Raw genomic sequence first — 26,615 nt, forward strand, 5'->3', positions numbered from 1 at the left:
CCCCCCATATCAGACTGCGGCCGGTAATTGCCGTCAGCTTTTTTACAGGGGGAAATTAAAAAGAACGCATGCAAAGGGTTTATCCCTACACATGCGTTCTGTTGTGATATCTGTTACATACTCAACGCTAATAAGCCGGACAAATCCGGCCTGAGCAACAAGGCGGCCATAAACCGTAGGGTTCCGGTTCCCTGCTGCTAAGCATCAGCTGCTGAGACTAGTCGGAATCAATTGCTGCGTCCGTCGCACTCACAGCCCGGCGTCACCCGCCGGCAAAGCCTATTAACCCGCGCGCGCCCCCGCTTGTGCGGCGGCAGAAGAGCGGTGTATAATAGAAATGTCGTCGTGGACAGCTTGGCTGTTACGTGTAGGTGTCACTGCACCTTGCGCGGGCCTGGAAGTGCGGGAACACTTCCAGGTCACGGCGACCTTTTAATTTCCACCTATTGTTAATTATAGCTCATTTCGAGCGAATTGCAAGTAAACCAAACCCCACCGGCAGGATTTTTTTCTGACCGGTTGCATATTCTTATACTACTTTTTTTTCGCAGTTTCAGATTCAATCAGTCACAAGCATTCTCTGTCCAGGCGAAGTAAAAAACTGCTCATTGTGTAATTTGATTACCTTAAGATATTTATACTATACTCTGGACTATCTACGTAATGCCACAATATTCATAGCGCATACAGTTAAACAATAAAAAACCGCCGGCGCGGTCTTTGGTCTTTGCGCCTGGCAGATAATGCCGGCAAACAAGGGCCTGAGCTTACTTTTGGCATCGACCCAAAAGTAACAAAAAGTCTAGGCCCGCAGCCTCCAAAAGCTGAAAAGCCGGGCGGTATTCCTAAAATCCGAAACTCGCTGCGCTCAAACAGTACGGATTTCTTAACGGCATACCGCCCGGCTTTTCTCCTGCGGAACGCTTTTTCCGGCAAAGGGCCGGGGGTTGCCGGGGTTGCGGGACCGCCGCCTCTGCTCAAGCTGGGCATTGACCTTGGTTCCCTTATTTTATAAGTACTTTCAGCCTCTCAACTTATACTTTCTGATCTTACAAAAAAACCGCGAATTTCGCGGGTTCTCAGCTTTTCCGGATTGACATGGTGGAGGCGATCCGTCACCAGTCCTAATCCACGAAATCTATGAGAATACATACCCATTACCCTGTATCTATCAGGTTGTTGCGTTCTCATTTTTGCTTAAACAATACAAAGTTATATTGTCATATAGATTTTGTTATTTACCTATCAGGAATAAACCAAGCCCACAGATAATCAAACCAACTATTTGCCGTAATGATAAGGCTTCTTTATATAGCAATAGTCCTACTAGCAGTAAAACACAAGCTAAAATGATATTTGCAACTAAAGACGCTTCTCCTATTTTCCAACCTGCGCGATATATGCTGATATAACCAAACTCAAGAGCTACAATCGAGATACCCAAAACGACTGAAGTCCAATTTGCTTTGGCAAGTTCAGTCGTTAGTTTTAGCGGACTGTCAGTAATAAAAAACATGATAATTCCCAGGATCATGGCGGTAAAATAAGCTATGCTCAACGATGCAAACGCATTTATATCAACTGGCGTTGATTTTGCGCATATATTGTAAAAAGTATTTGCCCCTACCACAAGTAAAATTGGCCATATTAGTTCCCACATATTTCCTCCAAAAAAAAACCGCCAACAAGAAAAAGCCTTGTTTGCGGTAAGGTGCTCAATCCGAACTGAGCCATTTTTTTTACAATATTACCATAAATATTTATGAGAGTCAACACAGAGTCCAGCTGTAAGACTCAGAAACTGTTTGGGCATGATGACAACCACGTCAAAATCGCTGCCAAGCAAAACCAGTACGCTCACGAATCACCAGCCGAAGCAGGCAAAACGTCAAGGTTCTCTGGCATCGCTGCCCGAATCTCATTAGGCAGGCTTCGCATATCCTTTTCCGACTCAGCACCAGCTCATAGCCACCGTAACCATTATCTCCCGCTCTATCTTCACCGTACGCCGCATCCAGCACCAGTTACAGCCTCCAACACTACGGCAATAACCTCTTGCGGCAATTGGAGGCCAGAATCTACTTGGGACAGGTCATTTGCCCCAAATAGATTTAAAGTTTTTTATATTCTCCATAACAGGGTACGGAACCACCGAACCTGTCCCTATTGTGTTTCATTTATTTAATGACCATAATTACATAGTTGGTGTAGGAGACCTCCACCAAACTCCATATAAATACAAAAAACCCGTGAATTTGACGGGTTCTCAGCTTTTCCGGATTGACATGGTGGAGGTGATCCGTCACCAGACAAACTCCATATTTTATTCCACAATCTGGAATTGGACTAATTCAGTTCCTTGCCTTTAGTCCAAAGCTCGTTCTCACTCAAGTCAACATCATCGTTCCAGCTAAATCCAAAGCCCCCGCCGTCAACCTGAACGGCTTTGAAGAAGCCTCTATCGCGTAAAATGCTAAAACGTTCGTCACTCAATTTAGGCTTTAAATCGTACAATTTTGTTACTCCATTGTCAAACGTAATATGCAGAACATAGTTATCGCAAGCCTGAACCTGTCTAACGCGTGGCACCATAAGCATATTCTGCACCTATACTTTGCTAATTGCTTTCATTGCATTTTTACTTAATTCCCTGACACTAATATCGGTGTCAAAATGTGTATCCTGCCATTTCGTGTAATCGAAAGGTTCTTTGATGATTAAAGAAATAAAACGTTCCGCATCCACTTTACCAAGCTTGGCAATTAAAATACTCATACCTTCATTTTTAATAATGCTATCCGTTTTCATTTACTCAACCTCCAGTCTGGTTAATAACTCAATTGGGCTGATTACGTCAATTTCAGCAATGTCCTTGTTTAAAAGTTTCTTGTCAGTAGTAAGATAGTAATCGCACTTTGCGGCAACTGCGCAAGAAATATGCAAAGCATCTTTAGTTTTAATTCCTTTTGTTTTTAAAGCTTCTGCAAATAGTAAAATATTTTCTGATTCAACGACGGTTTCGATGGCAATCTCTTTCCAGAGGATGATAGAATTTTTTCTGATTTCAAAAGGGTTTTGCATATTCTCATATTCCAAAATATATGACCAAACAAAATCAAATTCACCTTTTAATATTTGCTCTTGGACATATAATTTTGCCTGTGTTTCTAAATGGATTTTTAGTTGCGTTTGGTCATCAAAAGGACGATTAAAACAACAGTTATCCAAATAGATCTTTGTTTTTTTAGACACTGCTTTTTGCTCGGCATTTTCTATATATTTTTCGATTAGATCCACAGAGGAGCCTCCTTACTTCATCCCTTTACCGTGTTTTTTTATTGGGTGATGCCCAGGAATTGCAGCCAGTACCGCGCTAACTTTTTCACATTACCTTCTGCGGTCATACGGCAATTCCCTCTCTAACAATTGCCTGATGAAGTGGTAGCAGCGACCAGACAGGAGATTCCCATTTTTCCTTTGGAATAACCACTACGCTGATGTTGGTATCATACTCCAAATTAACAAAGAACGCTATATCAAATATAGAGGTTTCCTCTGTATAGGAGATTGGCTTTCCGTAAAAATCAGTACATCCAGATCGGACTCTTCTGTTGCCTCGCCACGAGCTACCGAACCAAAAACAACAGCTTTCTCGACTGCCGTTTTCTCTTGTACACGCTTCTTTAGTTCAGTCAGTGCAAACTGCTCATTATCCTTAGCTTTCAATAAATCCATAAATCCATAGCCACTCCACACACCTCCCCAATCAAACGAAACCCAGCGATGTTTATAATACTTTATTCTATACACATATTATAGCAAAAATCGCTACCATATCATACATTCTACTCAACCCATTCATATGAGAAATACCCAAACTGCTTACTATCATAATTCAAAGCCAGTCCCTTATAACCAATTATCCGAAACATAACTGGCCCCCGCAATCGGAATGCGCCTATGTCGCCGCAAACGCGGGGACAGGGACATTGTTTCCAACTCTCAACCTGAATCATTATGCATATTGCTTTCTGGGAACCTTTTAAGCCTGCAACTTATTTTAGACGGTATTGTCCAATCTGATCAAGTAGTCCGGTACTTATTCTTATCTCATTCCTAGTAAATATATAAACCGGCTTCTTCCTTTACCTCATTCTTACAGTTGCTCACAAACGTCTTGGTTCCCGCCTCATAGTTACATTTAGCATGACTAAAAGCGATATTATCCATGTCGTAAAAAAGCTGTGCCGGGTTATCGCTTAGAAGCCAGGATTCCTTGTGATCAATAGTAAATTCACCGATATCCTCAATTTTCCGACCACAACGAAAACAGGTATCCAGGTTACATTTTTTGGCCAGGTCAAACATTAATATTTTATTCAGCTTTGACTTGGCGGTACTTAGCTTTTCGCCCAGGAGTTCTTCTATTTTCTTTGTTCGCCGCTGATATGGCTTTAATCCGTCGTCAGGTGTTTTATGCCTTATTTTATTTGCATAAGATGCCGTACAGCTAAGACTGCAAAAAAAATGATTACGGCCAGCTCGCAACTGACGCCGTATTTCCTTTTCCACTTTTTCAAAATCCTTCCCACAAAAATAGCATGTTAAGCGCATAACAAAACCTCCACCCAATAATATATAATACAGGTCATAAACCCATTATACATCAGGTGGAGGCGACTTTCAAGCTGTGGTGGAGGCGAGGAGAATCGAACTCCTGTCCAAGAATGTTACTGCATAAGCTTCTCCGAGCGCAGTCGGTGATTTAAAATTTCGCGCCGTTGACGCCCACAGACAGGCTTCGCCGTTGCTATCTCGATAAAGTTTCCCAGTCGGCTCTCCGAGAATTGAGCCTCAGGTATCCCACTAAATGACGTCCTGTCCTAGGCCGCGGGAGTGCGCAGGCAGAACGTTAGCATTAAGCTGCTAAAGCGTATTCGTTGTTTGCGTTTACTTTTTTCCACCGTGTTGACGGGCTGATGGAACCCCGGCTCGCTACCTATACCATAACTACCCCTGTCGAAACCAGTACGCCCCCATATCAATAAGGGGATCTGGGATTACTGCTGCTTTTGCAAACAAGTCCATATACTTCTTTATTCATTTATTATATCATAAACCTTATGTTCAGCCAAATAAAACTTTTACCATCTTAGTACCCATATACAGGATTAATATTACATATGCCGAATATATTGAGAAGTAGTCCACCAAGCCCAAATCTACAGTGTTCTTGGCGCGAGATTTCCCGTCCAGCTTCGTTGTCGTCACCTTGCATATGTCCGATATGCAAGGTTCCTTCGCCTTGCTGGGCGAAAAATCTCGCGCAATTCATCCTATAGCTTTAGACTTGGCGGACTACTAGAGGAGGGGAATTTTCTTGTCATCACAACATACCGGCATGCTGCTGGTTGCGGCTTCGGCCGCCGGCTTTGCCACTTTGGCAATTTTCATTAAGTTTGCTTATGCTGCCGGCGCCAATATTATTACCATTCTGGCCGGACGGTTTGTTCTCGCCGCAATTTGCCTGGCCCTTATTCTAAAATGGCGTGGTATTCCGCTGGCCGTCAATAAAGGGTTACTGCGCGACCTGTCGCTGATGGGCGGTTTGGGCTATGGCTCCATGTCCCTGCTGTTTGCCCTGGCGGTCAAATACCTCCCGGCCTCACTGGCAGCAATGCTGTTGTATACCTATCCGGCAATCGTCAGTTTGTTGTCTTTTAGCCTGGGCGATGAACAGTACACCTGGCCGAAAGGAGCGGCGCTCGCAATCTGTTTCTCAGGCTTGTTCCTGGTGCTCGGCGTCTCCTTCGAGAATGCCAGCCTGCTCGGCTTTGCTTTTGGCCTGGGTGCCGCTGCCGTCTACTCAGTCTATATTGTTGTCGGCAACCGGCGCCTGAAGCATGTTGATTCCATGGTTACCACCACCTATGTATGCGCTGCGGCGGCGCTTGTTTTTGTTCTGACCGGACTTGTAACCGACAGCCTTATCTGGAGCCTGCCATACCAGGGCTGGCTGGCAATCATCGGTATTGCCCTCATCCCCACCATTGTCGGAATTATGGGCTTCTTTGCCGGCATGAGCCGGATTGGCGCCACGAATGCTTCGATTATCAGCACCACCGAACCGGTAATAACCGTGCTGCTGTCGGTGCTCCTGCTTAATGAAAAAATAACGCCGCTGCAGATTAGCGGCGGCATTCTGATCCTGGGCGGCATATTGATTTTGCAGCTTTGGGCCGGAAAAAGCAAATGCTCACAGGCAGTGGAACAACAATAATTATTCCTTCTGCCGGTCGCGCAAGGCCCGTTCCATATCACGCTTAGCATCCCGCTCGGCAAGGTCCTGCCGTTTGTCATAGGTATGCTTGCCACTGGCCAGCCCCAGTTCTACCTTGACCTTGCCTCTGGTAAAATACATTTTAAGCGGCACCAGGGTATAGCCTTTTTCCTTGGTCTTGCCAATCAGTTTATTAATTTCATAGCGGTGCATCAAAAGCTTACGGGTGCGCAACGGTTCATGATTGAAGCGATTACCCTGCTCATAAGGGCTGATGTGCAAATTATGCAGCATAAGCTCCGCGTTATCAATTCTGGCATAAGAGTCTTTCAGATTCGCTTTGCCTGCCCGGAGTGACTTCACTTCGGTGCCGGTAAGAGCAATGCCAGCTTCATAGGTCTCATGAATATGATAATCGTGACGGGCCTTCCGGTTTTCCGTTGCTATTTTTATGCCTGCTTCCTTACTCACCGCTTCTCACCTCTTAGAATCCTCAGATACGCATACCTATTGTAGCTGATTTACTGTCTGACGTCAATTCCGGCAACTCATTTTTTCGTTGCCCGCGGCTTCTTGGGTTTAGCCACAGTAACCGGTTTCTTTTTGGCAGGGGCCGGCTGGTTTTTAGCGGCGTCACTGCGGCCCGGCCCCGGCCGGCTGCGTCGCTTGTCCGGCGACGGCCTACCAACAGCCTGCAGTGATTTCCCTTCCGTTGCCACCAGGTAATCAATGGTACGGTCGGCTGGATTTACCTTGGAGACAATAATCCTGACACTATTGCCTAGCCGGTAAATATTGCTGGTCCGCTCCCCAATCAGGGCATATTGCTCTTCAACATACTGGTAGTAGTCATCCTCCAGGCTGGACACCCGGACCAAGCCTTCAATACCATTGGTAATCTCAACGAAAAACCCAAAAGCAGTTACGCCACTGATAATCCCGTCAAATTCCTGGCCGACAAACTGGGCCATATATTCGACCTTCTTTAAGTCTACGGTGGCCCGTTCAGCCTCGGCCGCCGCCCGTTCCCGTTCCGAGGAGTGCAGGGCAATCTCCGGCAGCATCACCGATAATTTTTGACTGCGTTTGGCAGAGATATCGCCGGTGGTGAAGGTTTCCCGGATAATGCGATGCACGATCAAATCCGGATAACGCCTGATCGGTGAAGTGAAATGGGTGTAATAGGTAGCGGCAAGACCAAAGTGACCCAAATTCTCGGCATCATAACGGGCCTGCTTCAGCGATCGCAGCATAACGGTACTGATAATGCGCTCCTCCGGCCGGCCGGCAATCTTGCTTAACACGCGCTGCAGGGCCATCGGCTGAATTTCCTGCGTTTTCGGGATGTGCTGGCCAAAATTGCCGAGCAGCACATTTAAACGGCTCATTTTTTCTTCATCCGGCTCTTCATGCACCCTGAACATGGATGGTACGCCTAACCAGTGCATATGTTCGGCGACAGTCTCGTTGGCGACCAGCATAAATTCCTCAATGATGGATTCGGCAATGCTCCGGATCCTTTTTTCAATGGCAATTGGATGCCCTTCAGCATCAAGCTTTACTTTTATTTCCGGGAAGTCGAAATCAATCGCGCCCCGGCGCATCCGGCGGTCCCGCAGAATCCGGCACAGCCTTTCCATCTCTTCCAGCGGCGCTACCAGCTCTGCATAGGCAGTCCGCAAAGGTTCATCATGGTCGGCAACAATTTGGCGTACAATATTATAGGTCAGCCTGGTTTTTACCCGGATAACACTGGGGAATATTTCATGATTTATCACCTGGCCGCGACCGTCAATTTCCATCTGTGCGGTCAGGGCCAGTCTGTCCTCACCAGCGTTTAAACTACAAATCCCGTTTGACAGACGCGGCGGCAGCATCGGCAGTACCCGGTCAACCAAATAGACACTGGTGCCCCGGATTCTGGCTTCATTATCCAGGGGCGTGTTTTCCCGTACATAGTGGCTGACATCGGCAATACTCACATTCAATAAATAGCGGCCGTTTTTGAGACGCTCCACATATACGGCATCATCCAGATCTTTGGCATCATCGCCGTCAATTGTCACCATATTCAGAGCGCGCAGGTCACGGCGCCCCAGCAAATCCTCATCACTGATCGTTGTTTTGACCCGTTCGGCTGCTTGCTCAACCTCTGGCGGAAACTCGGTCGGCAGATTGTGTTTCTTAATAATGGATAATATCTCAATACCAGGGTCACCCTGACGGCCCAGAACTTCAATAATCCGGCCTTCGGCGCTTTTCTGTTTCTGCGGCCATTCTGTAATTTCAACAACCACCTTGGAGCCGGTTTTAGCGCCCCTAAACTCATCTTTGGGTATGAAAATATCCCGGCCAATCTTCCGGTCATCAGGCAAAACAAAACCGAAGCTGCGGCTGGACTCGAAGGTACCCACCACTTTGGTGTTCGCCCGGGTAACAACCCGGATAATTTCCCCTTCCACCGCTTTCCCGGACAGGTGCCGCTTATGCATCCTGGCGATGACCCGGTCACCATGCATAGCGCCGCCAATCGCATCCGGCGGAATAAAGACATCATCAAGTTCAGGGTTTTCCGGCAGAATAAAACCAAAGCCTTTGGTGGTTGCCGAAAACTTACCGACAACAAGGTTCATGCGGTCGGGAATTCCATACTTGCCATAGCGGGTTTTTATGATGGCCGCGGCCGCTTCGAGCTTGTCCAATACCAGCCAAAACTCTTCCAGTTCTTTGCCGCGAATACTCAAGCCGTCAGCCAAATCCTCGGCCGTCAGCGGCTTATACACTTCTTCCCGCATAAACCCCAGGATTCTTTCAGCTAAATCCATGTTACTCATCTCCTTTTATCGCAATTATCGCCTTTCCCTCAGCGGTTACTGTTCCATCCGGCAAAGTAATGTTACCGGCTAGCTCATACATTTTTCCCCGTTGGCCGGTAATCCATCCACTAATGGTTAATTCCTGACCAATTGGTGTTGGCTGGCGGAACCGCACCTCCAGCCTGGCAGTGACGGCATTAAGCCCCTGAGCATGCAAATAACGGGCCATAACCTCATCCAGCAATGTACTTATCAGCCCGCCATGCATGATACCGTCATACCCCTGATGTTCGGGCCCCGGGACAAAAGTAGTCAGATATCGATTCTCTTCTGCGCGAAAAGAAAGCTTCATGCCGATGGGGTTATGCGGCCCGCAGCCAAAACACCATTGATTACTCTCGTCCATAATGCACCTCCCGTATTTTTTAAGCCAAAAACCGGCCAATCCTTTGAAAAACAAAATCACGTTCTACATCAAGGGTAACAATGTGACCGGATTTGTTAAGCCATACCAGCTGCTTGTCGGTACTGCCCAGCTTGTCATAGATATATTGGGCACTTTCCGGTTCAACAGTATGTTCTGTCTTTGATTGGATGATGAGTGCCGGCACGGTAACTGCCGGCAATACCCCTCTGACATGCTTGACAAGCTCAAGCAGGCTGGACAGGCTGCTCAGCGGTGTTACCTCATACGTAATCGAGTACTCCTCAGCGGCATCGGCCAGACGTTTGCGCTTTTTGGGAACAAAATTGGTAAACAGGCGGTACAGCGGCAATAATTTCAGGCGTTTATTGGCAATATAGATAGGGGCGCTGATAACGGCCAGCCGCCTAAGCGGATATTCGCTGGCCAGCTTAAGTGACAGCAGCCCGCCCATGGATAAGCCGACTGCCGCCACGCTGGTGCAAATACCGGCTAACAGGTGATACCCGTCGACGACACTGTCATACCAGTGCGGCCAGGCAGTTTTCGCCATTTCATCCGGGGTGGTCCCATGCCCTGGCAGACGTGGTGCAAATACAGTATAACCCAGATTGTTTAAATATTCTCCGGCCAGGCGCATCTCTGACGGCGCACCGGTAAAACCATGTACCAGCAATACGCCTTTTTCACCGCCTTGCAGAAAAAAAGGCTCAGCTCCTCGCATTAAAGCCACATATAACTCCCCCAATGTTCAAGTACTTTACTCTATCTACATGCGCTGAAGTGATTTTGCAGGCAGTATTGGGCTGAACGCCCAACTAAACAGACATACCAATAGTATTATACCATTATCTGACACAATAACAAAACGCCAAGCTAAAAATAGCCTGGCGTTTATGTTCAATTAGTTTAGAAGAAGAGCAGCGGCGCAATGATCAGCGAGATCGTGCCGGCCACTTTAATCAGTGGATTCATAGCCGGACCGGAGGTGTCCTTAAACGGATCACCCACAGTATCACCGATAACGGCAGCCGCATGGGTCGGCGTACCTTTACCGCCGTATTTGCCGGTTTCAATCCATTTTTTGGCATTATCCCAGGCACCGCCGGCATTGGACATGAACAGGGCCATCAGTACACCGGCGGCAGTAGCACCGGCCAGGAAGCCGGCTAAGGCTTTCGCCCCCAGAATAAAGCCTACCAGGATGGGGGAACCGACAGCAAAAATACCAGGCAGCATCATTTCGCGGATAGCGGCCTTGGTGCTGATATCCACACAGCTTGCATAATCAGGACGCCCGGTTCCTTCCATAATGCCGGGGATCTCCCGGAACTGGCGGCGAACCTCGGCAATCATTTCGAACGCAGCTTTCCCTACAGCTTCCATAGTAAAGGCGCATACCAGAAACGGCAGGGTCGCACCCAGGAATATACCGATAATTACAGCCGGCTCCGTCAAATTGATGACCAGATGGCCGTTGACCAGCAGGCCGGACAGTTTCGGATTTTTGGCAATCTCTTCACCGAACGCGGTAAACAGCGCCAGGGCAGTTAACGCGGCGGAACCAATGGCAAAACCTTTGGCAATGGCAGCGGTGGTATTGCCGACCGCATCCAGTTTGTCAGTGGTTTTACGGACTTCCGGTCCAAGCTCCGCCATTTCGGCGATGCCGCCGGCATTGTCGGCCACAGGGCCAAACGAGTCAACGGCAACAACCATACCGGCCGTGCAGAGCATGCCCATCGCCGCCATGGCAATCCCGTAAATACCAGCCTGGCTATAAGCAACCCAGATGGCAACAGCAAATACCAGCATTGGCAAACCAGTGCTTCTCAGGCCAAGGGCAATACCGGCGATCACATTGGTAGCCGGACCGGTTTGCGAGGCATCGGCAATATGCTGGGTAGGCGGCTTATTGTTGGCGGTATAGTATTCGGTAATCATACCAACAAGTACATTAACAGCCAGACCGCAGATAACGGCAATGGTAATACCTACGGCTTTGCTGGGCAGCATAGCACTGGCAATCGCATAGGTAGAAACAGCAACAAGAATATTAGTTCCCCAAATACCTCTATTTAGAGCAGCCAGGGGATCACCGTCTTCGCTGGTCCTGACCAGGAAAGTGCTGACAATAGAGGCAAAAATACCGGCTGCGCCAATCACCAGCGGGAACAGTACGCCGTTAATATTGCCGGGGAACACGGTTTGCCCGATAAGCATGGCAGCAATTGCGGTCGCGGCATAAGATTCAAACAGGTCGGCCCCCATACCGGCGGTATCACCGACGTTGTCACCAACATTATCGGCAATAACAGCCGGGTTGCGGGGATCATCCTCAGGGATACCGGCCTCAACCTTACCAACAAGGTCAGCGCCGACGTCAGCCGCTTTGGTAAAAATACCGCCGCCAACACGGGCAAAAAAAGCGATAGCGCTGGCGCCAAAGGCAAAACTATTAATAACAACAGGGTCGCCGAAGGCTATGTACAGGCTTGATACACCCAGGAGACCAAGGCCGGCAACCGACATACCCATAACCGCGCCGGCCCGGAAAGAAACACCAAGGGCTTTATTAAGGCTGGTGCGGGCGGCCTCGGTAGTCCGGGCATTGGATTTAGTCGTGGCCGTCATGCCCACATAACCGGCAATGGCCGAGCAAACGGCCCCTACCAGGAAAGACACTGCCAATTTATATCCATCAACATAAAATAGTATAAAGAAAATGACGATAGTAAACGGGATGAGTGTTTTGTACTGACGATTAAGGAAGGCCATCGCTCCTTCAAAAATTGCCTGCGAAATTTCCTGCATGCGGGCGTTACCCGGGTTTTCTTTCAAAACACTAGCCATCAAATAACCGGCAAATGCCAGCGCCACAAGACCGGCAAATGGCGCAATATACAATAAATCCATGTTCTTACTTTCCCCCTTTGAGCTAACCGCAAAAATACCTCAATATGCCGGAGAGTCTCCAGCAATTGAGGTTAGTACCTACTGCATTAATTTGACTAAAATCATAGTAACAATGCCAAACAATGCAGCAATAATAATTGTTGCTTTTGCCAGAATCTCATCAAGCCCCTTGCGCTTGCCGCCAAAAATGGATTCGGCACCGCCGGCAATTGATCCTGATAAACCGGCACTTTTGCCTGACTGCAATACCACTACTGCAATTAATACAATCGAAAGCACTGCCTCCAAAATCATCAGCCCTGTTATCACTTTCCTAACCCCCTTCACGACTGAACCATTATCCCTTGCTCACTGTGCTTGCCAAGGCCTGACAATATTCTAACACACTTAATTGATGCTTGACAATTATTTAGTAAATGTTTTCACTATTTTTATTATACATATTTTACCCTTTTTGTAAAAAATTAAACAGCCGGCGCTAACCGGCTGTTTGCGAATCTTATTGGCGCGGGGGGGAGGTTGGCACCGGTTGGGGATGATCAACCTGGGATGCGGTGTTGGTGACATGAGTATTCAGGCGGCTGGTACAGCCAAACCGGCCCTCATCCTGTTGGATTACCTCTATGTCGGAACTGCCGCAATGCTCACAGACTTTATGGTTTAAGCATTCCATCAACTCAGTCTCACACTGGTACAGGTAACCGCAGCTGCTGCAGCGAATCAGATATCCCTTCGGCATTTAGTTCACCTCCTTCCTCCGCGAACCTTATCTCAGGTTATAGAAAACTTTCCGGCCGCGGTATTGGGCCAAATCACCCAGCTGTTCCTCAATCCGGAGCAATTGGTTATATTTCGCCACCCGGTCGGTCCGGGCCGGAGCACCGGTTTTGATCTGACCGGCGTTCACAGCGACGGCAATATCGGCAATGGTAGCGTCCTCAGTCTCGCCGGAGCGATGGGAGATAACGCACGTATAGCCGGCCCGCTTTGCCATCTCGATGGCATCAAAGGTTTCGGTCAGGGTGCCGATTTGGTTCACCTTCACCAAAATTGAGTTCGCGGTTCTGCTGGCAATGCCGGTGCTTAAACGTTCCACATTGGTAACAAACAGATCATCGCCTACCAGCTGAATTTTGCTGCCCAACCGTTCAGTCAGGAGTTTCCAGCCGTCCCAGTCATCTTCCGACATACCGTCTTCAATCGAAATAATCGGATATTTGTCAACTAACTGACTATAGTATTCCACCATTTCAGCCGGAGTTTTCACAACACCTTCACCTTCGAGATGGTAATTTCCGTCTTCTTTAAATAATTCAGTGGCGGCAACGTCAAGGCCCAGCATAACCTGCTCACCCGGTTTGTAACCGGCCTTTTCAATCGCTTCAATAATAACCTTGAGGGCTTCTTCGTTGGAAGCCAGATTAGGGGCAAAACCGCCTTCATCACCGACTGCAGTTGCCAGCTTGCGGCCGGCCAGAACCTTTTTCAGGCTGTGATAGATTTCCGAGCCCATTCTCAGCGCCTCGGCAAAGCTTTCCGCCCCCACCGGCAGCACCATGAATTCCTGCACATCCACATTATTGTCGGCATGTTTGCCGCCATTTAAGATGTTCATCATCGGTACAGGCAGTTCTTTGGCATTAGTACCGCCCAGATACTGGTACAAAGTCAGCCCTGCTGCGGCAGCGGCTGCTTTGGCCACAGCCATCGATACACCCAAGATCGCATTGGCGCCTAATTTTGCTTTATTAGGCGTGCCGTCAAGCTCCAGCAGCGCCTGATCAACACCGATCTGATCCAGGGCATCCATACCGACAATCTCCGGCGTAATCAGCTCATTCACGTTTTCCACAGCCTTAAGCACACCTTTGCCAAGATACCGGGTGCTGTCACCGTCGCGCAGCTCCACCGCCTCGTAAGCGCCGGTGGAGGCCCCGGAGGGAACAGCCGCCCGGCCTAAGGTGCCGTCTTCCAGTAAAACATCAACCTCTACCGTGGGATTGCCGCGGGAATCCATAATCTCCCGGGCCAGAATATCAACAATGGTTGTAGGCATGTTATTTTCCTCCTATTTTTCAATCAGGCTTTTTCCGGTCATTTCCGGCGGTTGTTCCACACCGGCCAGGTCTAAAATGGTAGGGGCGATATCGGCCAGAATCCCCGCCCGCAGCCTGCGGCCCCGCTGGGACTCGGCCACCATGATAAACGGCACCTGATTCGTAGTATGGGCAGTGAACGGTTCACCGGTCACAGGGTCTTTCATCACTTCGCAGTTACCATGATCAGCTGTAATCAGGGTAATACCGCCCCGGGCCCGCATCGCCTCAACCAGACGGCCGACACACTGGTCAACAGTTGCCACCGCCCTGACAGCGGCATCGAGGAACCCGGTATGGCCAACCATGTCGCCATTGGCATAATTGAGGATAATCAGGTCGTATTTGCCGGAGTGTATGGCCTCAATCACCTTGTCAGTGACCTCCGGGGCACTCATCTCCGGTTTCAGATCATAAGTAGCAACCTTCGGCGACGGGATAAGCACCCTGTCTTCACCGGGAAAAAGCTGCTCCTCACCGCCATTCAGGAAATAGGTGACATGGGCGTATTTTTCAGTCTCGGCAATCCGCAGCTGCGTATAGCCGGCTTGGCTGAATACCTCCCCCAGGGTATTGGCCGGATGGCTGGCCGGAAACGCCACCGGCACACTGGAGCTTTCATCATACTGGGTCATGCTGGCAAAATACAGCGGGAAGCAGCCGTTGGCCCGCTCAAAGCCGGCAAAGGCAGGGTCGGTCAGCGCCCAGGTCAGCTGCCGGGCCCGGTCCGGACGGAAGTTAAAAAAGATAACGCCGTCATTGGGTTGAATCCCCGCATAGCCGCAGCCGGCAATTACAACCGGTTCGATGAATTCATCGGTTACCCCGGCCTGATAAGAGGCTTCCACGGCCGCGACAGCACTGGTCGCCTCCGTGCACTGGCAATGAACCAGCGCCTGATACTGCTTGCTGACCCGCTCCCAGCGCTTATCCCGGTCCATCGCGTAATAACGGCCGGCAATAGTGGCAATCTCGCCGGTCCCCAGGGCCGTCATTTTTTCTTCCAGGGCGGTAATGTAGGTAATGGCACTGGTTGGCGGCACATCGCGCCCGTCCAAAAAGGCATGAACATAGACTTTCTCGATTTCATACCGTTTCGCCAGTTCCAGCAGGGCATACACATGGGTAATATGGCTGTGCACCCCGCCGTCCGACACTAAGCCCATCAGATGCAGGGCAGTACCGGCGGCTTGCGTTTGCTCGCAGATCCGGCAGAGTACAGGATTGGTAAAAAAATCGCCGTCGGCAATCGCCTTGCTGATCCGGGTAAGCTCCTGGTAAATAATGCGGCCGGCGCCAATGTTCAGGTGGCCCACCTCGGAGTTCCCCATCTGCCCGGCCGGCAAACCAACAGCCTCACCGGAGCAGACCAGGCTGGTTGCCGGGTATAACTCGGTGAGCAGGCTGATATGCGGTGTACCGGCTCTGGCAATCGAGTTGAACTCGTCTTCTTCCCGGCCAATGCCCCAGCCATCCAGAATTACAAGGGCAATGGGCGCTGCTAATTTTGCCATCGTTTTGTCTCCTTTATCCAGTCCTAAAACTTAACCAGCTTGCTAAAGGAACCGGCCTCCAGGCTGGCGCCCCCTACCAAAGCCCCGTCAATATCCGGTTTAGCCATAAGTTCAGCAATATTATCAGGTTTGACACTGCCGCCATACTGAATCCGGACCTGCCCGGCGGCAGTTTGCCCAAACCCGGCGGCTACGGTGCTGCGAATAAAGGCGCATACGGCATTGGCGTCAGCCGCGGAAGCCGTACGGCCGGTACCGATGGCCCAAACCGGCTCATAGGCAATTACCAGCTTTGCCACCTGCTCAGCCGTAAGACCGGCCAGGCCGCTGTTGGTCTGCCCGCCCACAACCTGTTCCGTCGCCCCGCTTTCCCGTTCAGCCAGGGTTTCACCGACGCACAGGATAGGAGTCAGGCCGGCTTTGCAGGCGGCTTTTACTTTTAGATTCACGGTCTGGTCTGTTTCCGCAAAATACTGACGCCGTTCAGAATGGCCGATAATGACATGAGTGCAGCCAATATCCTTGACCATGCCGGGAGAAACCTCACCGGTAAAAGCCCCCTGGTCTTCCCAGTGCATATTTTGCGCGCCCAGGCCAATAGCCGACCCGGCCACAACCCCGGCTACCGCCGCCAAGGCGGTAAAGGGGGGACAAATGACAAGCTCAACAGCGGTCGCAGCCTTAGTCAGAGCCTGCAGCTCCCCGGCCAGAGCAACCGCTTCCCCGGCTGTTTTGTGCATTTTCCAATTGCCGGCAATAATAGGTTTGCGCATCGTCTCAACTCCTTACTTTTTCTACTTGTCGGCCAGAGCGGCAATTCCCGGCAGTTCCTTGCCTTCCAAAAACTCCAGCGAGGCCCCGCCGCCTGTTGATATGTGCGTAATCTTACCGGCAAGCTTTAACTTTTCCAGGGCAGCGACAGAGTCGCCGCCGCCGACAATGCTCTTGGCCCCTGAAGCCGCCACCGCCTGCGCTACCGCTTCCGTGCCAGCAGCGAAAACATCAAACTCAAATACCCCCATGGGGCCGTTCCAGACCACCGTTTGCGCCCCCGTTAACGCGGCCGCAAAGCTGGCCGCACTGGCCGGACCGATATCGAGCGCCATCCATTCCGCCGGGATCTCAGCCACACCCACCGTTTTCCGGACGGCATCGGCGGCAAACCGGTCGGCCACGACCACATCCTCCGGCAGCAGCAGGCTGACACCCTTAGCCTTGGCGACTGCCACCAGTTCCCGGGCCAGCTCCAGTTTATCGGCCTCAACCAGCGATTTGCCGGTTTGATAGCCCTGGGCTGCCAGGAAGGTATTGGCCATACCGCCGCCAATAATCAGGGTATCCACTTTATGCAGCAGATTTTTAATAACGCCGATTTTATCCGAAACCTTGGCGCCGCCGATGATGGCCACAAAGGGCCGGGCCGGGTTGGTAACAGCCTGCCCCAGGAACAGCAGCTCTTTATCCATCAGGAAACCGGATACAGCCGGAATATATTTAGTGATACCATGCACCGAGGCATGGGCCCGGTGAGAAACGCCAAAGGCGTCATTAACCAGAATGTCCGCCAGGCCGGCAAGCTGCCTGGCAAAATCAGGATCATTTTTTTCTTCTTCGGCATGAAACCGCAGATTTTCCAGCAGCAGCAGCTGGCCGCCGCCAAGGGCTGCCGTCATTTTTTGGGCTTCCGGGCCCACGCAGTCGGCAGCAAACCGGACCTCACGGCCAAACAGCAGCTGGGACAGCCTCAGGGCCACAGGTTTAAGGGAAAACTGCGGGGCGACCTTCCCCTTGGGGCGGCCCAGGTGACTGGCTAAGATAACAGCCGCATTTTTAGACAGTAAATATTCCAGGGTGGGCAGCGTGGCCCGGATGCGGGTATCGTCAGTTATATTGCCTTCTTTATCCATCGGGACATTGTAGTCTACCCGTACCAGCACCTTCTTGCCGGCCACCCAGATGTCATTCAAACTCTTTTTATTCATGTGTCATTCCTCCAGTTAGAGCTTAGAGAGAGGAAGCAATCCCAAACGCTGTCTGAGATTGCTTCTTGAAATCAGGGCTATAGGCCTTTGCCGATAATAAAGCTGATGAGGTCGACAATCCGGTTGGAATAGCCCCATTCGTTATCATACCAGGAAACGACCTTGACCAGATTATCGCCCACCATCATGGTAGACAGGCCGTCGACGATGGAGGAATGGGGATTGCCGTTATAATCTTTGGAAACAAGCTCTTCTTCGGAAAAAGCCATAATCCCTTTGAGTTCGTTATTGGCGGCTTCTTTAAGCGCGGCGTTGACAGCTTCGGCCGTAGCCGGTTTTTCCAGCTGCGCCACCAGGTCGGTAATCGATACATTCGGGGTGGGAACCCGCAGGGCAAAGCCGTTGAGTTTGCCTTTGAGTTCAGGCAGCACCAGCGCCACCGCCTTGGCAGCTCCGGTCGTGGTCGGAATGATCGACACGCCGGCGGCCCGGGCGCGGCGCAGATCCTTATGGGGCAGGTCCAGAATATTCTGGTCATTGGTGTAAGCATGAACGGTTGTCATTAAGCCTGATTTGATGCCGAATTTTTCCTGCAAAACTTTGGCAAACGGGGCCAGGCAATTGGTCGTGCAGGATGCGTTGGAGATAACCTGATGGCTGGCTGGATCATATTTATCCTGGTTTACGCCCATAACAATAGTAATATCCTCATTTTTACCCGGCGCCGAGATAATAACCTTCTTGGCCCCGGCTTTAACATGAGCCAGGGCTTTGTCTTTTTCTGTGAATCGGCCGGTCGACTCCACCACAACGTCTACACCCATATCCTTCCAGGGAAGGCTGGCCGGATCTCTTTCCGCCAGCACCTTAACCAGTTTGCCGTTAACGGCGATGCCGCCGTCCACGGCTTTAACCTCAGCGTTCATCGTCCCATGGACTGAATCATATTTTAAAAGATGGGCCAGTGTTTTAGCATCAGTCAGGTCATTGACAGCAACGATTTCAAAATCAGGATTGTTGACAGCAACCCGAAAAACGTTCCTGCCAATACGGCCAAAACCGTTAATTCCAACTTTAATAGTCATTATGAAATTCCCCCTAAATTAAATTTGTGTTTATAAGTAACCGGATGGCCTTGGCTGCGGCTTCATCAGTAATGAGCACATCCTGGCCGCCGGTGCCGGCCACCGCTAAAATAGCCTTAGCCTTGGCACTGCCGCCGGCTACGGCAATTACAGTGCCAATACCGGCCAGGTCATCCAGTCGTAAACCAATACTGCTGGTAACATATACAATCTCCCCCGGCAAGGCACAATATTGCCCCAGGGCTTCACCTACGGCCCCCCGCCGTTCAATTTCGGCAATGGTTGCTGCCGGCAAACCGCGCCGCTGCGCCATCTCAACCGCATCACCAATGCCATATACTAATATATTGGCTTTTTTAATGATTTCAGCCACAGTCCCCAGATTGGCATCACCGGCTAAGATCACTTCCATGGTTTCCTCACTGACCCCGTCGGGAATATGCAGCAGGCGGTAACGCCCGCCCAGTTTGCCCGCCAGTACGGCGGCAATGGTATTGGCCTGATACTCAACCACCTCGCCCAGGCCGCCCCGGGCCGGTACAACCGCAGTTGTCGGCACACTAAAATTGACGGCTTCCGCCACTTTGGCCATAGTTGAACCGCCGCTTACGGCAACAACCATATTATCTCCCAGATGCTGGCCAAGTACACCTGCCGCCGCCCGGCCAAGTTCACGCCGGACGGTGCTGTCGGCCTCGCTGTCGCCGGGGATGATAATCACTTGGTTCAGCTGCAGCCGCTCCGAGAGTTCATTCTCCAGCCCGACCAAACCATGCAGCAGGCGAATATATTCAGCCAGATCGGCCAGCATCGCCTGCCCTTCGGCCGTCACACTCATGCCTAGCTGGGAAAACTCGACCAGCCCGGCCGCCTTTAACCAGTCTACCTGCGCCCGGACAACCCGTTCCCCCATAGCCAGCATTATTGCCACTGCCCGGCGGCCAACAGGCTGGGCATGCTGAATATACCGCAGGAGATTATACCTTGCTTCAATTACTTGCGTTAATTCAGGCGCAATCTTGCGCTGCAGTTGAATAATCTTATCCACCATAATCCCCTTTGGGTCGCAAACTGTCCCGGTTGAACATATTTTGTCCCGTAACGGTAGCAAAATCTCTGTTTCATGTTAATACTATTCGCCCGGCGTAATGAAATTCCTGCATTTTTAACAAAAATATGGGTTTTTTTTACGGAACGCCGGCGGTGGCCACGACCAGGCCGCCTTCTTTGACAATGCCGGGGATCAAGCCCCGCCCACCGCATTTGTCAGCATTGCCTCGGTATTTTGCGATCCCGGCGCCAATACCGGCTAACACCCGGCACAACAACAAATAAAAAGACCTCTAACAGAACCGCAGTGCAGTTAGAGATCTAAATATTCACAACATTAATGTCTTTTGCGCCTGCTTGAGGCCGGAATCGTCAGCTCCTCCCGGTATTTAGCGACTGTCCGGCGCGAAACCATAATCCCCTTGCCGTTTAAGAGATCGCTTAACGCCTGATCACTTAAGGGCTGTTTCGGATTTTCGGCAACAATAAGCTCTTTGAGTTCCTGCTTGACCCGGCTGGCGGAAATATCCTCGCCCCCGGTACTTTGCAGACCGGCAGTAAAAAAAGTATTCATGCCAAATACCCCATGGGGAGTACAGACATACTTGTTGGCAGTGGCCCTGCTCACTGTTGATTCGTGAACGCCAATCTGTTCGGCCACTTTTTTCATCGTCAATGGCCGCAAAAACTTGGGGCCGTGGTCAAAAAAATCGCGCTGGAGGCTAATAATAGCTTCAGTCACGTTATATAAGGTACGGCGACGCTGTTCAATACTTTTTATCAGCCAGACAGCCGCATGGATCCGGCCTTCGACATATTTGCGGGCATCAGTGTCGGCTTCGCGGACAATTTGCCGATAATAAGGATTGATTGACAACTGCGGCACATGATTGTCGTTAATAAGAATGACATACTCGCCATTAAGGCGCTCAATCGAAACATCGGGGGTAATATAGCCAGGCTGACCGCCCCCGAAAGCCCGGCCTGGTTTCGGATCAAGCGTCCGGATAATATCAACGGCCTGCTGTACTTCGTGAGGAGTACAATGCAGCTTGTCTGCAATTTGTTTATAGCGGCCGCATGCCACCTGATCAAGATGTTCGGCGATAATTGCCTTAACCAGGTGGATCTCCGGACCCGGCGTCTGCTGCGCCAGCTGGAGCAATAGGCATTCCTGCAGGTTGCGCGCCCCTACCCCCAGCGGGTCAAAGGTTTGAATAATTGCAAGAACATCCTCCGCACACTCCCCGGCAACCCCTAGCCGGGCTGCTGCTTCCGCCAGTGTACCGCATAAATAGCCATTATCATCAATACTGCCGATCAGGTATCTGCCGACTGTAAGATGAATTGGTTCAAACACAGCAAAATGCAGCTGCATTTCCAGATAATCCTGTAATGATACCGTCTGGGCATCAGCCACTTCCCGGGCCTGGGTCGGCTCCGACATCCCGGCCTGACTACCGCCGGCTACCGGTGTACCGCCCAGCAGATATTCAATCCAGCCATCAGCCTCAGGCTGATTGTCATATTCGGCACCGGTTGGCTCCGGCACCGCCGGTAACTCGTCGCCATTCTCCTGCTCATTTTCATTTTCATTATAGTTGGCATCAGCCTCAAGCACCGGGTTTTCCAACAGTTCTTTGCCCACCAAAGCCGCCAATTCCATGGATGGAAGTTGCAGAATGGCAATTGCCTGGCGTAATTGAGGAGTCATAATTAGTTTTTGTGTTGTTTCTAATTTAAGTCCATAGTCTAACTGCACACCTGTTAACCCTCCCCCTGTGGCATCCGGCAGACCTTTTGCCTGCCCCTATACCATAATAATATGACAAGCATTAGAAAATATGTCAGCAGATCCGCGGTAATTGTTCGCCTGACAACATATCTAAGAGGCGAAGTCCGCCCACGGTAGTCCTGAGCGCCACCTGCCCTGCCGGCTGGGCGGTTACAGACCCAATCACCCGGGCCGCGGCCGCCAGCGGGTTTTGCCGCAATATCGTCAGAACTTTTCCACTATACTCTTTTTCGACAATAAATACGACTTTTCCTTCATTGGCAAGATATAAAGGATCAAATCCCAGTAATTCACAGACAGCCTGCACTTCCGGCCGCACCGGCAGTGTATTTTCTTCCAGGATCATGCCCACGCCGGCCTCGGCGGCAATCTCATTAAGCGTGGTTGCCAGCCCGCCCCGGGTAGGGTCACGGAGCATCGCCACCTGCGGCACTGCGGTCAGCACCGCCGCCACCAGCTGGTTGAGCGGGGCGCAGTCACTGGCAATTGCCGCCGGCAGCGTTAGACCGTGCCGCTCACTCATAACCGCCACGGCATGATCGCCGAGATAGCCGCTGACAATGATATCCTGACCGGGTTTAACACCGGGTGCGCCAATGTTGACACCAGGCAGCAGGACGCCAATCCCGGCCGTGTTAATATAAATGCCGTCCACAGCTCCTTTTTCCACAACCTTGGTATCACCGGTAACAATCGTTACCCCGGCCGCCACTGCCATTTGGCGCATCGATTCGACAATTAACGTCAGCTCAGACAATAACAGACCTTCTTCCAGAATAAAGCCGGCGCTCAGATACGCGGCCTGGGCACCGCACATCGCTAAATCATTAACGGTGCCGCATACCGCTAACTTGCCGATATTGCCGCCGGGAAAAAACCGGGGCTTAACCACATAGCTGTCGGTTGTAAAGGCCAGGCGGGTACCGCCTACATCCAGCCGGGCCCCGTCGTGGAGCTCACTCAGGGCCGGATTGGCAAAGGCCGGCAGCATAATATTCCTGATTAGCTCATGACTGAGACGGCCGCCACTGCCATGGCCCAGTAAAATGCGTTTCTCCCGGTTATTCACAGCTCCACCGTCCTTGCCCGTATTTATACCAGGCGGCACAGGCCCCTTCGACAGAAACCATGCACGCCCCCACCGGCTGCTCCGGGGTGCAGTGCCGGCCGAAGCAAGGGCAGGCCGGCGGAGTAATCAAGCCGCGCAGCACCTCGCCGCAACGGCAGCCGGCCGGTTCCCGTGACCCGGCAACCGTCAGCGGCAGCGCCGCTTGGGCGTCAAACCGCCGGAAAGCTGCCGTTAATTCCAAGCCTGAACCGGCAATCTCGCCAAACCCCCGCCAGCCGGTACCGGCCGGCTGATACACCTGATCCAGTATGTCCCTGGCCGCCGGATTGCCTTCAGTCTTAACCACCCGCCGGTATTGATTCTGCAGTTCAGCCTGCCCCTGCTGCAGCTGCTGCAGGAGCATGTAAATACCCTGGAGAATATCAAGCGCCTCGAAGCCGGTAACCACGGCCGGCACCCCAAATTGCCCGGCAACAAAACGGTAGGGTTCCAGACCGCTGATGGCAGCGGTATGTCCGGGCAGCAAAAAACCATCAACCTTGGTTGCCGGTGTGGCTAAAATGGCCTTAAGGGCCGGCGGCACCAATTTGTGGGCCGACAGGACAAAGAAATTAGTCAGGCCCTGTTTGTCGGCCTGAAGGATAGTGGCCGCTGCCGTCGGGGCAGTGGTCTCAAAGCCGACAGCCAGAAAGATAACCGCCTGGCCGGGATTATCCCTGGCAATAGCCAGACTGTCCAGGGCCGAGTAGACAATACGGATATCGGCGCCACAGGCCTTTTCCGCCATTAAACTGGACTCTGAGCCCGGCACCCTGAGCATGTCGCCAAAGGTGGTAATAATTGTACCCGGGCGGCGGCTGTAGGCAATGGCCGTATCCAGATATTCATTAGGGGTCACGCACACCGGACAGCCGGGACCGCTGACCAGTTCAACAGCCGCCGGCAGCAGCTGCCGGATACCGGCCCGAAAAATGGCAACCGTATGGGTGCCGCACACCTCCATAAGCCGTACCGGCCGGGTAGCCAGACAGGTTATGCCGTCAGTGAAAAAACGGGCGGCACGGGCTGTTTCTTCAGCTGTCAGCAGCATACTGATCCAACTCCTTAAACAATGCCAGCGTCCGCCGGGCCTCTTCCTCATCAATCGCCTGAATCGCAAAACCGGCGTGAACCAGTACATAATCGCCCACTGCCGCCTCCGGCAGCAGCATGATGCTGACCTGACGGGTTACGCCGCTAATCTCCACCGTGGCCATATATTCTGTTCGTTCAATAATTTTGGCAGGAACAGCCAGACACATATTCACCGGCTCCTTTCCCCGGCAATCACCGCCTGGCCGAGGGCCAGGCCGCCGTCATTCGGCGGCGTTTGCCGGTGTAGATATACTGTAAGCTCATATTGCGCGAGCATTCCGATAACTTGAGTCAATAGAGTAAGGTTTTGAAAAACGCCGCCGCTTAAAGCGACCGCTTTGATGCCGGTGGTCCTGCTGATCGCTGCCACCAGCTCGCAGGTGGCGGCAGCCAGGGTAGTATGAAAATCCGCCGCCAGCTGCTGTATGGGCAGCCCTTTTATCATTGCCTGGCACAACTCGGCAAACACCGGCTTAAAATCCAGTATCCGCAGCTCCCCGGCCTTACTGACGTCATAGGGCAGCACCCGTCCGGCCGCCCCCCGGGCGGCAAGTTCAAGCTCCACCGCCGCCTGGCCTTCATAGTTAATACTCTGCCTGATGCCCAGCAGCGCCGCCGCAGCATCAAACAGCCGGCCGGCCCCTGAGGACAGCGGTGTGTTAAGGCCCTGGCCGGCAGCCGCCAGTACCAGCGGCCAGCCTGACGGCAGCCTATGCACAAACGGTAGCGGCAGCTCGACAAACTGCGGGCCGTACAGCGCCTGCAACAGCCAGACAGCCAGCCGCCACGGCTCTTTGATGGCTTTGGCCCCGCCCGGCAGCGGCAGGCAGGCCAGATGACCCAGCCGGCGGTAGCCGGTTAAGTCGGCTACCAGAAATTCACCGCCCCACAGGGTACCGTCCGGACCATAGCCGGTGCCGTCAAAAGCCACGCCGATAACCGGCCCGGTCAGCCGGTGCTCGGCCATAACAGCGGCAATATGGGCATGATGATGCTGCACGGCCACACTGGGCAACGCCAGGGTGGCGGCATACTTTGTTGACAAATAGTCAGGATGCAGGTCATGGGCCACCACCCGGGGCGCAACATTAAGCAATTTTTGCCAATGCAGAATCGCCGCCATATAGGCCTGATAGGTCGGCACATTCGCCAGATCGCCGGCGTGAGCACTCATAAAAGCCTGCTGGCCGCGGGTCAGGCAAAAGGTGTTTTTGAGCTCACCGCCCACCGCCAGCAGCGGCGGCAGTGCCCGCCCCAGTCTGACCGGCGCCGGCACATACCCCCGGCTGCGGCGCAGGAAATAGGGCTGATCCAATACGGTTCTAACCACCGAATCATCGGCCTGACAGTAAATATCCCGGTTATGAACAAGAAAATAGTCGGCAATACCCTTCAGCCGGGCGGCAGCATCGGCATCTTCATGGGCAATGGGCTCGTCGCTGACATTGCCGCTGGTCATAACCCAGAGATCACCTGCCGCCAGCAGCAGGGTATGGGCCGGGGCATACGGCAGCATGCAGCCCACATACGGATTCCCCGGTGCAATCATCTCCGCCAGATCATAGCCTGCAGCCTTGGGCAGCAGCACAATCGGCCGCGCCGCACTGACCAGCAGCCGTTCATCGGCGGCCGACACCCGGCAGCGGGCTTTGATCGCCGCCAGACTGCCGGCCATAACGGCAAACGGCTTATCTTCCCGGACCTTGCGCCTGCGCAGCCGTTCCACCGCTGCACCGTCAAAGGCGTTAACCGCCAGGTGATAGCCGCCAATGCCCTTGATGGCCAGGATGGCGCCGGTGGCAATCAGCCGGCCGGCAGCCGCAAAGACGTCCTGTGCGGCCGGGGCGGCCGGCTGGCCCTCCCGGTCCAGCAAGCGATACTGGGGACCGCACACCGGACAGGCATTCGGCTGGGCATGAAAACGCCGGTTGGCCGGGTTGTCATACTCAGCCTGACAGGCCGGACACATGGCAAACCGGCGCATTGTCGTCGCCCGGCGGTCATAGGGAATATCCTCAATAATGGTATAACGGGGGCCGCAATCGGTGCAATTGATAAACGGATAACGGTACCGCCGGTCTTCCGGGTCCAGCAATTCCCGGCGGCAGCTGGCACAGGTGGCAACATCAGGCGAAACCAGCGCAGTCTTCGCGGCGCCGTCAGCACTGGCTCTGATGGCAAAGCCTGTATACCCCTGCGGCGCCCCGGGCCGGACCGCAACCGACTCAATGACGGCCAGGGGCGGCGCCTGGTCCTGCAAGGCCGTAATAAAGGCGGTAAGCCGGTCCCCGGCCGCTTCGGCGGCAATGTCAACCCCGCTGGCATCATTGGCAACCCAGCCGGTTACGCCATAGCGGCCGGCCAGATTATAAACAAAGGGGCGGAACCCCACCCCCTGCACAATACCGGTTATATGAATATGAACAGCTGCACACCTCATATACGAAACTCCTT

General features: G+C 52.2%; 26 protein-coding genes and 1 other RNA gene. 1 reads left to right on the plus strand and 26 read right to left on the minus strand.

Annotated features, from left to right (window positions below):
• Positions 1-1,234 precede the first annotated feature (1,234 nt).
• From SPTER_RS16115 to ssrA, 7 genes are all read right to left on the minus strand, one after another.
• Positions 1,235-1,660 (minus strand): EamA family transporter, encoded by a 426-nt coding sequence (locus SPTER_RS16115; protein ID WP_144351310.1) that lies wholly within the window; start codon positions 1,658-1,660, stop codon positions 1,235-1,237.
• 686 nt (positions 1,661-2,346) lie between these two features.
• Complete coding sequence (locus SPTER_RS16120; protein WP_342787135.1) at positions 2,347-2,598, minus strand: DUF2442 domain-containing protein; 252 nt, start codon at positions 2,596-2,598, stop codon at positions 2,347-2,349.
• A 9-nt stretch (positions 2,599-2,607) separates the two neighbouring features.
• Positions 2,608-2,808: a hypothetical protein gene (locus SPTER_RS16125; protein ID WP_144351311.1), complete on the minus strand. Its 201-nt coding sequence runs from the start codon at positions 2,806-2,808 to the stop codon at positions 2,608-2,610.
• The gene (locus tag SPTER_RS16130) at positions 2,809-3,297 is read right to left on the minus strand and encodes a PIN domain-containing protein (protein WP_211367306.1); all 489 of its coding nucleotides are present in this window, start codon (positions 3,295-3,297) and stop codon (positions 2,809-2,811) included.
• A 234-nt stretch (positions 3,298-3,531) separates the two neighbouring features.
• Positions 3,532-3,735: a nucleotidyltransferase family protein gene (locus tag SPTER_RS25420; RefSeq protein WP_246105323.1), complete on the minus strand. Its 204-nt coding sequence runs from the start codon at positions 3,733-3,735 to the stop codon at positions 3,532-3,534.
• Between the two features lie 381 nt (positions 3,736-4,116).
• Entirely contained in the window at positions 4,117-4,614 is a 498-nt protein-coding gene (locus SPTER_RS16140; protein ID WP_144351312.1) for an HNH endonuclease, read from the minus strand.
• Between the two features lie 77 nt (positions 4,615-4,691).
• Positions 4,692-5,038, minus strand: a transfer-messenger RNA (tmRNA) gene (gene ssrA, locus SPTER_RS16145).
• 342 nt (positions 5,039-5,380) lie between these two features.
• Here ssrA and SPTER_RS16150 point away from each other — a divergent pair.
• Positions 5,381-6,280, plus strand: a complete 900-nt coding sequence (locus SPTER_RS16150; protein WP_246105324.1) for a DMT family transporter — start codon at positions 5,381-5,383, stop codon at positions 6,278-6,280.
• Here SPTER_RS16150 and smpB read toward each other — a convergent pair whose 3' ends face one another.
• The 19 genes from smpB to hypF all read right to left on the minus strand — a co-directional run bounded on the left by smpB (position 6,281) and on the right by hypF (position 26,601).
• Complete coding sequence (gene smpB / locus SPTER_RS16155) at positions 6,281-6,751, minus strand: SsrA-binding protein SmpB (RefSeq protein WP_144351313.1); 471 nt, start codon at positions 6,749-6,751, stop codon at positions 6,281-6,283.
• 77 nt (positions 6,752-6,828) lie between these two features.
• On the minus strand, positions 6,829-9,114 hold the full coding sequence (rnr, locus tag SPTER_RS16160) for a ribonuclease R (protein ID WP_246105325.1): 2,286 nt from the start codon (positions 9,112-9,114) through the stop codon (positions 6,829-6,831).
• Positions 9,107-9,502 carry a PaaI family thioesterase gene (locus SPTER_RS16165; protein ID WP_144351315.1) on the minus strand — a complete coding sequence of 132 codons (396 nt, stop codon included), beginning with the start codon at positions 9,500-9,502 and terminating at the stop codon, positions 9,107-9,109. The genes rnr and SPTER_RS16165 overlap by 8 nt, the downstream gene beginning before the upstream one ends.
• Positions 9,503-9,521: 19 nt before the next feature.
• On the minus strand, positions 9,522-10,253 hold the full coding sequence (locus tag SPTER_RS16170) for an alpha/beta hydrolase (protein ID WP_144351316.1): 732 nt from the start codon (positions 10,251-10,253) through the stop codon (positions 9,522-9,524).
• Positions 10,254-10,429: 176 nt separating this feature from the next.
• Positions 10,430-12,436: a sodium-translocating pyrophosphatase gene (locus SPTER_RS16175; RefSeq protein ID WP_144351317.1), complete on the minus strand. Its 2,007-nt coding sequence runs from the start codon at positions 12,434-12,436 to the stop codon at positions 10,430-10,432.
• 78 nt (positions 12,437-12,514) lie between these two features.
• The gene (secG, locus tag SPTER_RS16180) at positions 12,515-12,745 is read right to left on the minus strand and encodes a preprotein translocase subunit SecG (RefSeq protein WP_144351318.1); all 231 of its coding nucleotides are present in this window, start codon (positions 12,743-12,745) and stop codon (positions 12,515-12,517) included.
• 190 nt (positions 12,746-12,935) lie between these two features.
• On the minus strand, positions 12,936-13,175 hold the full coding sequence (locus tag SPTER_RS16185; RefSeq protein ID WP_144351319.1) for a hydrogenase maturation nickel metallochaperone HypA: 240 nt from the start codon (positions 13,173-13,175) through the stop codon (positions 12,936-12,938).
• 27 nt (positions 13,176-13,202) lie between these two features.
• Positions 13,203-14,492, minus strand: a complete 1,290-nt coding sequence (gene eno / locus SPTER_RS16190) for a phosphopyruvate hydratase (RefSeq protein ID WP_144351320.1) — start codon at positions 14,490-14,492, stop codon at positions 13,203-13,205.
• Positions 14,493-14,504: 12 nt separating this feature from the next.
• Positions 14,505-16,046 carry a 2,3-bisphosphoglycerate-independent phosphoglycerate mutase gene (gene gpmI / locus SPTER_RS16195; protein ID WP_144351321.1) on the minus strand — a complete coding sequence of 514 codons (1,542 nt, stop codon included), beginning with the start codon at positions 16,044-16,046 and terminating at the stop codon, positions 14,505-14,507.
• A 23-nt stretch (positions 16,047-16,069) separates the two neighbouring features.
• Complete coding sequence (gene tpiA, locus SPTER_RS16200) at positions 16,070-16,819, minus strand: triose-phosphate isomerase (protein WP_144351322.1); 750 nt, start codon at positions 16,817-16,819, stop codon at positions 16,070-16,072.
• Positions 16,820-16,840: 21 nt separating this feature from the next.
• Positions 16,841-18,028, minus strand: a complete 1,188-nt coding sequence (locus tag SPTER_RS16205) for a phosphoglycerate kinase (RefSeq protein WP_144351323.1) — start codon at positions 18,026-18,028, stop codon at positions 16,841-16,843.
• Between the two features lie 77 nt (positions 18,029-18,105).
• Positions 18,106-19,113 (minus strand): type I glyceraldehyde-3-phosphate dehydrogenase, encoded by a 1,008-nt coding sequence (gap, locus tag SPTER_RS16210; protein WP_144351324.1) that lies wholly within the window; start codon positions 19,111-19,113, stop codon positions 18,106-18,108.
• Positions 19,114-19,126: 13 nt separating this feature from the next.
• Positions 19,127-20,164, minus strand: coding sequence for a sugar-binding transcriptional regulator (locus SPTER_RS16215; RefSeq protein ID WP_144351325.1), 1,038 nt, complete (start codon positions 20,162-20,164; stop codon positions 19,127-19,129).
• Between the two features lie 136 nt (positions 20,165-20,300).
• Positions 20,301-20,444, minus strand: a complete 144-nt coding sequence (locus SPTER_RS24830) for a hypothetical protein (protein WP_170233305.1) — start codon at positions 20,442-20,444, stop codon at positions 20,301-20,303.
• A gap of 56 nt (positions 20,445-20,500) precedes the next feature.
• Positions 20,501-21,925, minus strand: a complete 1,425-nt coding sequence (gene rpoN, locus SPTER_RS16220; RefSeq protein ID WP_246105326.1) for an RNA polymerase factor sigma-54 — start codon at positions 21,923-21,925, stop codon at positions 20,501-20,503.
• 85 nt (positions 21,926-22,010) lie between these two features.
• On the minus strand, positions 22,011-23,027 hold the full coding sequence (hypE, locus tag SPTER_RS16225) for a hydrogenase expression/formation protein HypE (RefSeq protein WP_144351326.1): 1,017 nt from the start codon (positions 23,025-23,027) through the stop codon (positions 22,011-22,013).
• Positions 23,020-24,117, minus strand: a complete 1,098-nt coding sequence (gene hypD, locus SPTER_RS16230) for a hydrogenase formation protein HypD (RefSeq protein WP_144351327.1) — start codon at positions 24,115-24,117, stop codon at positions 23,020-23,022. Before hypD ends, hypE begins: the two co-directional genes overlap by 8 nt.
• Positions 24,101-24,328, minus strand: a complete 228-nt coding sequence (locus SPTER_RS16235; protein ID WP_144352947.1) for a HypC/HybG/HupF family hydrogenase formation chaperone — start codon at positions 24,326-24,328, stop codon at positions 24,101-24,103. The genes hypD and SPTER_RS16235 overlap by 17 nt, the downstream gene beginning before the upstream one ends.
• A gap of 2 nt (positions 24,329-24,330) precedes the next feature.
• On the minus strand, positions 24,331-26,601 hold the full coding sequence (gene hypF, locus SPTER_RS16240; RefSeq protein ID WP_144351328.1) for a carbamoyltransferase HypF: 2,271 nt from the start codon (positions 26,599-26,601) through the stop codon (positions 24,331-24,333).
• Between the last annotated feature and the right edge of the window lie 14 nt (positions 26,602-26,615).

The sequence above is a fragment of the Sporomusa termitida genome, from assembly GCF_007641255.1.
GTDB lineage: Bacteria > Bacillota > Negativicutes > Sporomusales > Sporomusaceae > Sporomusa > Sporomusa termitida.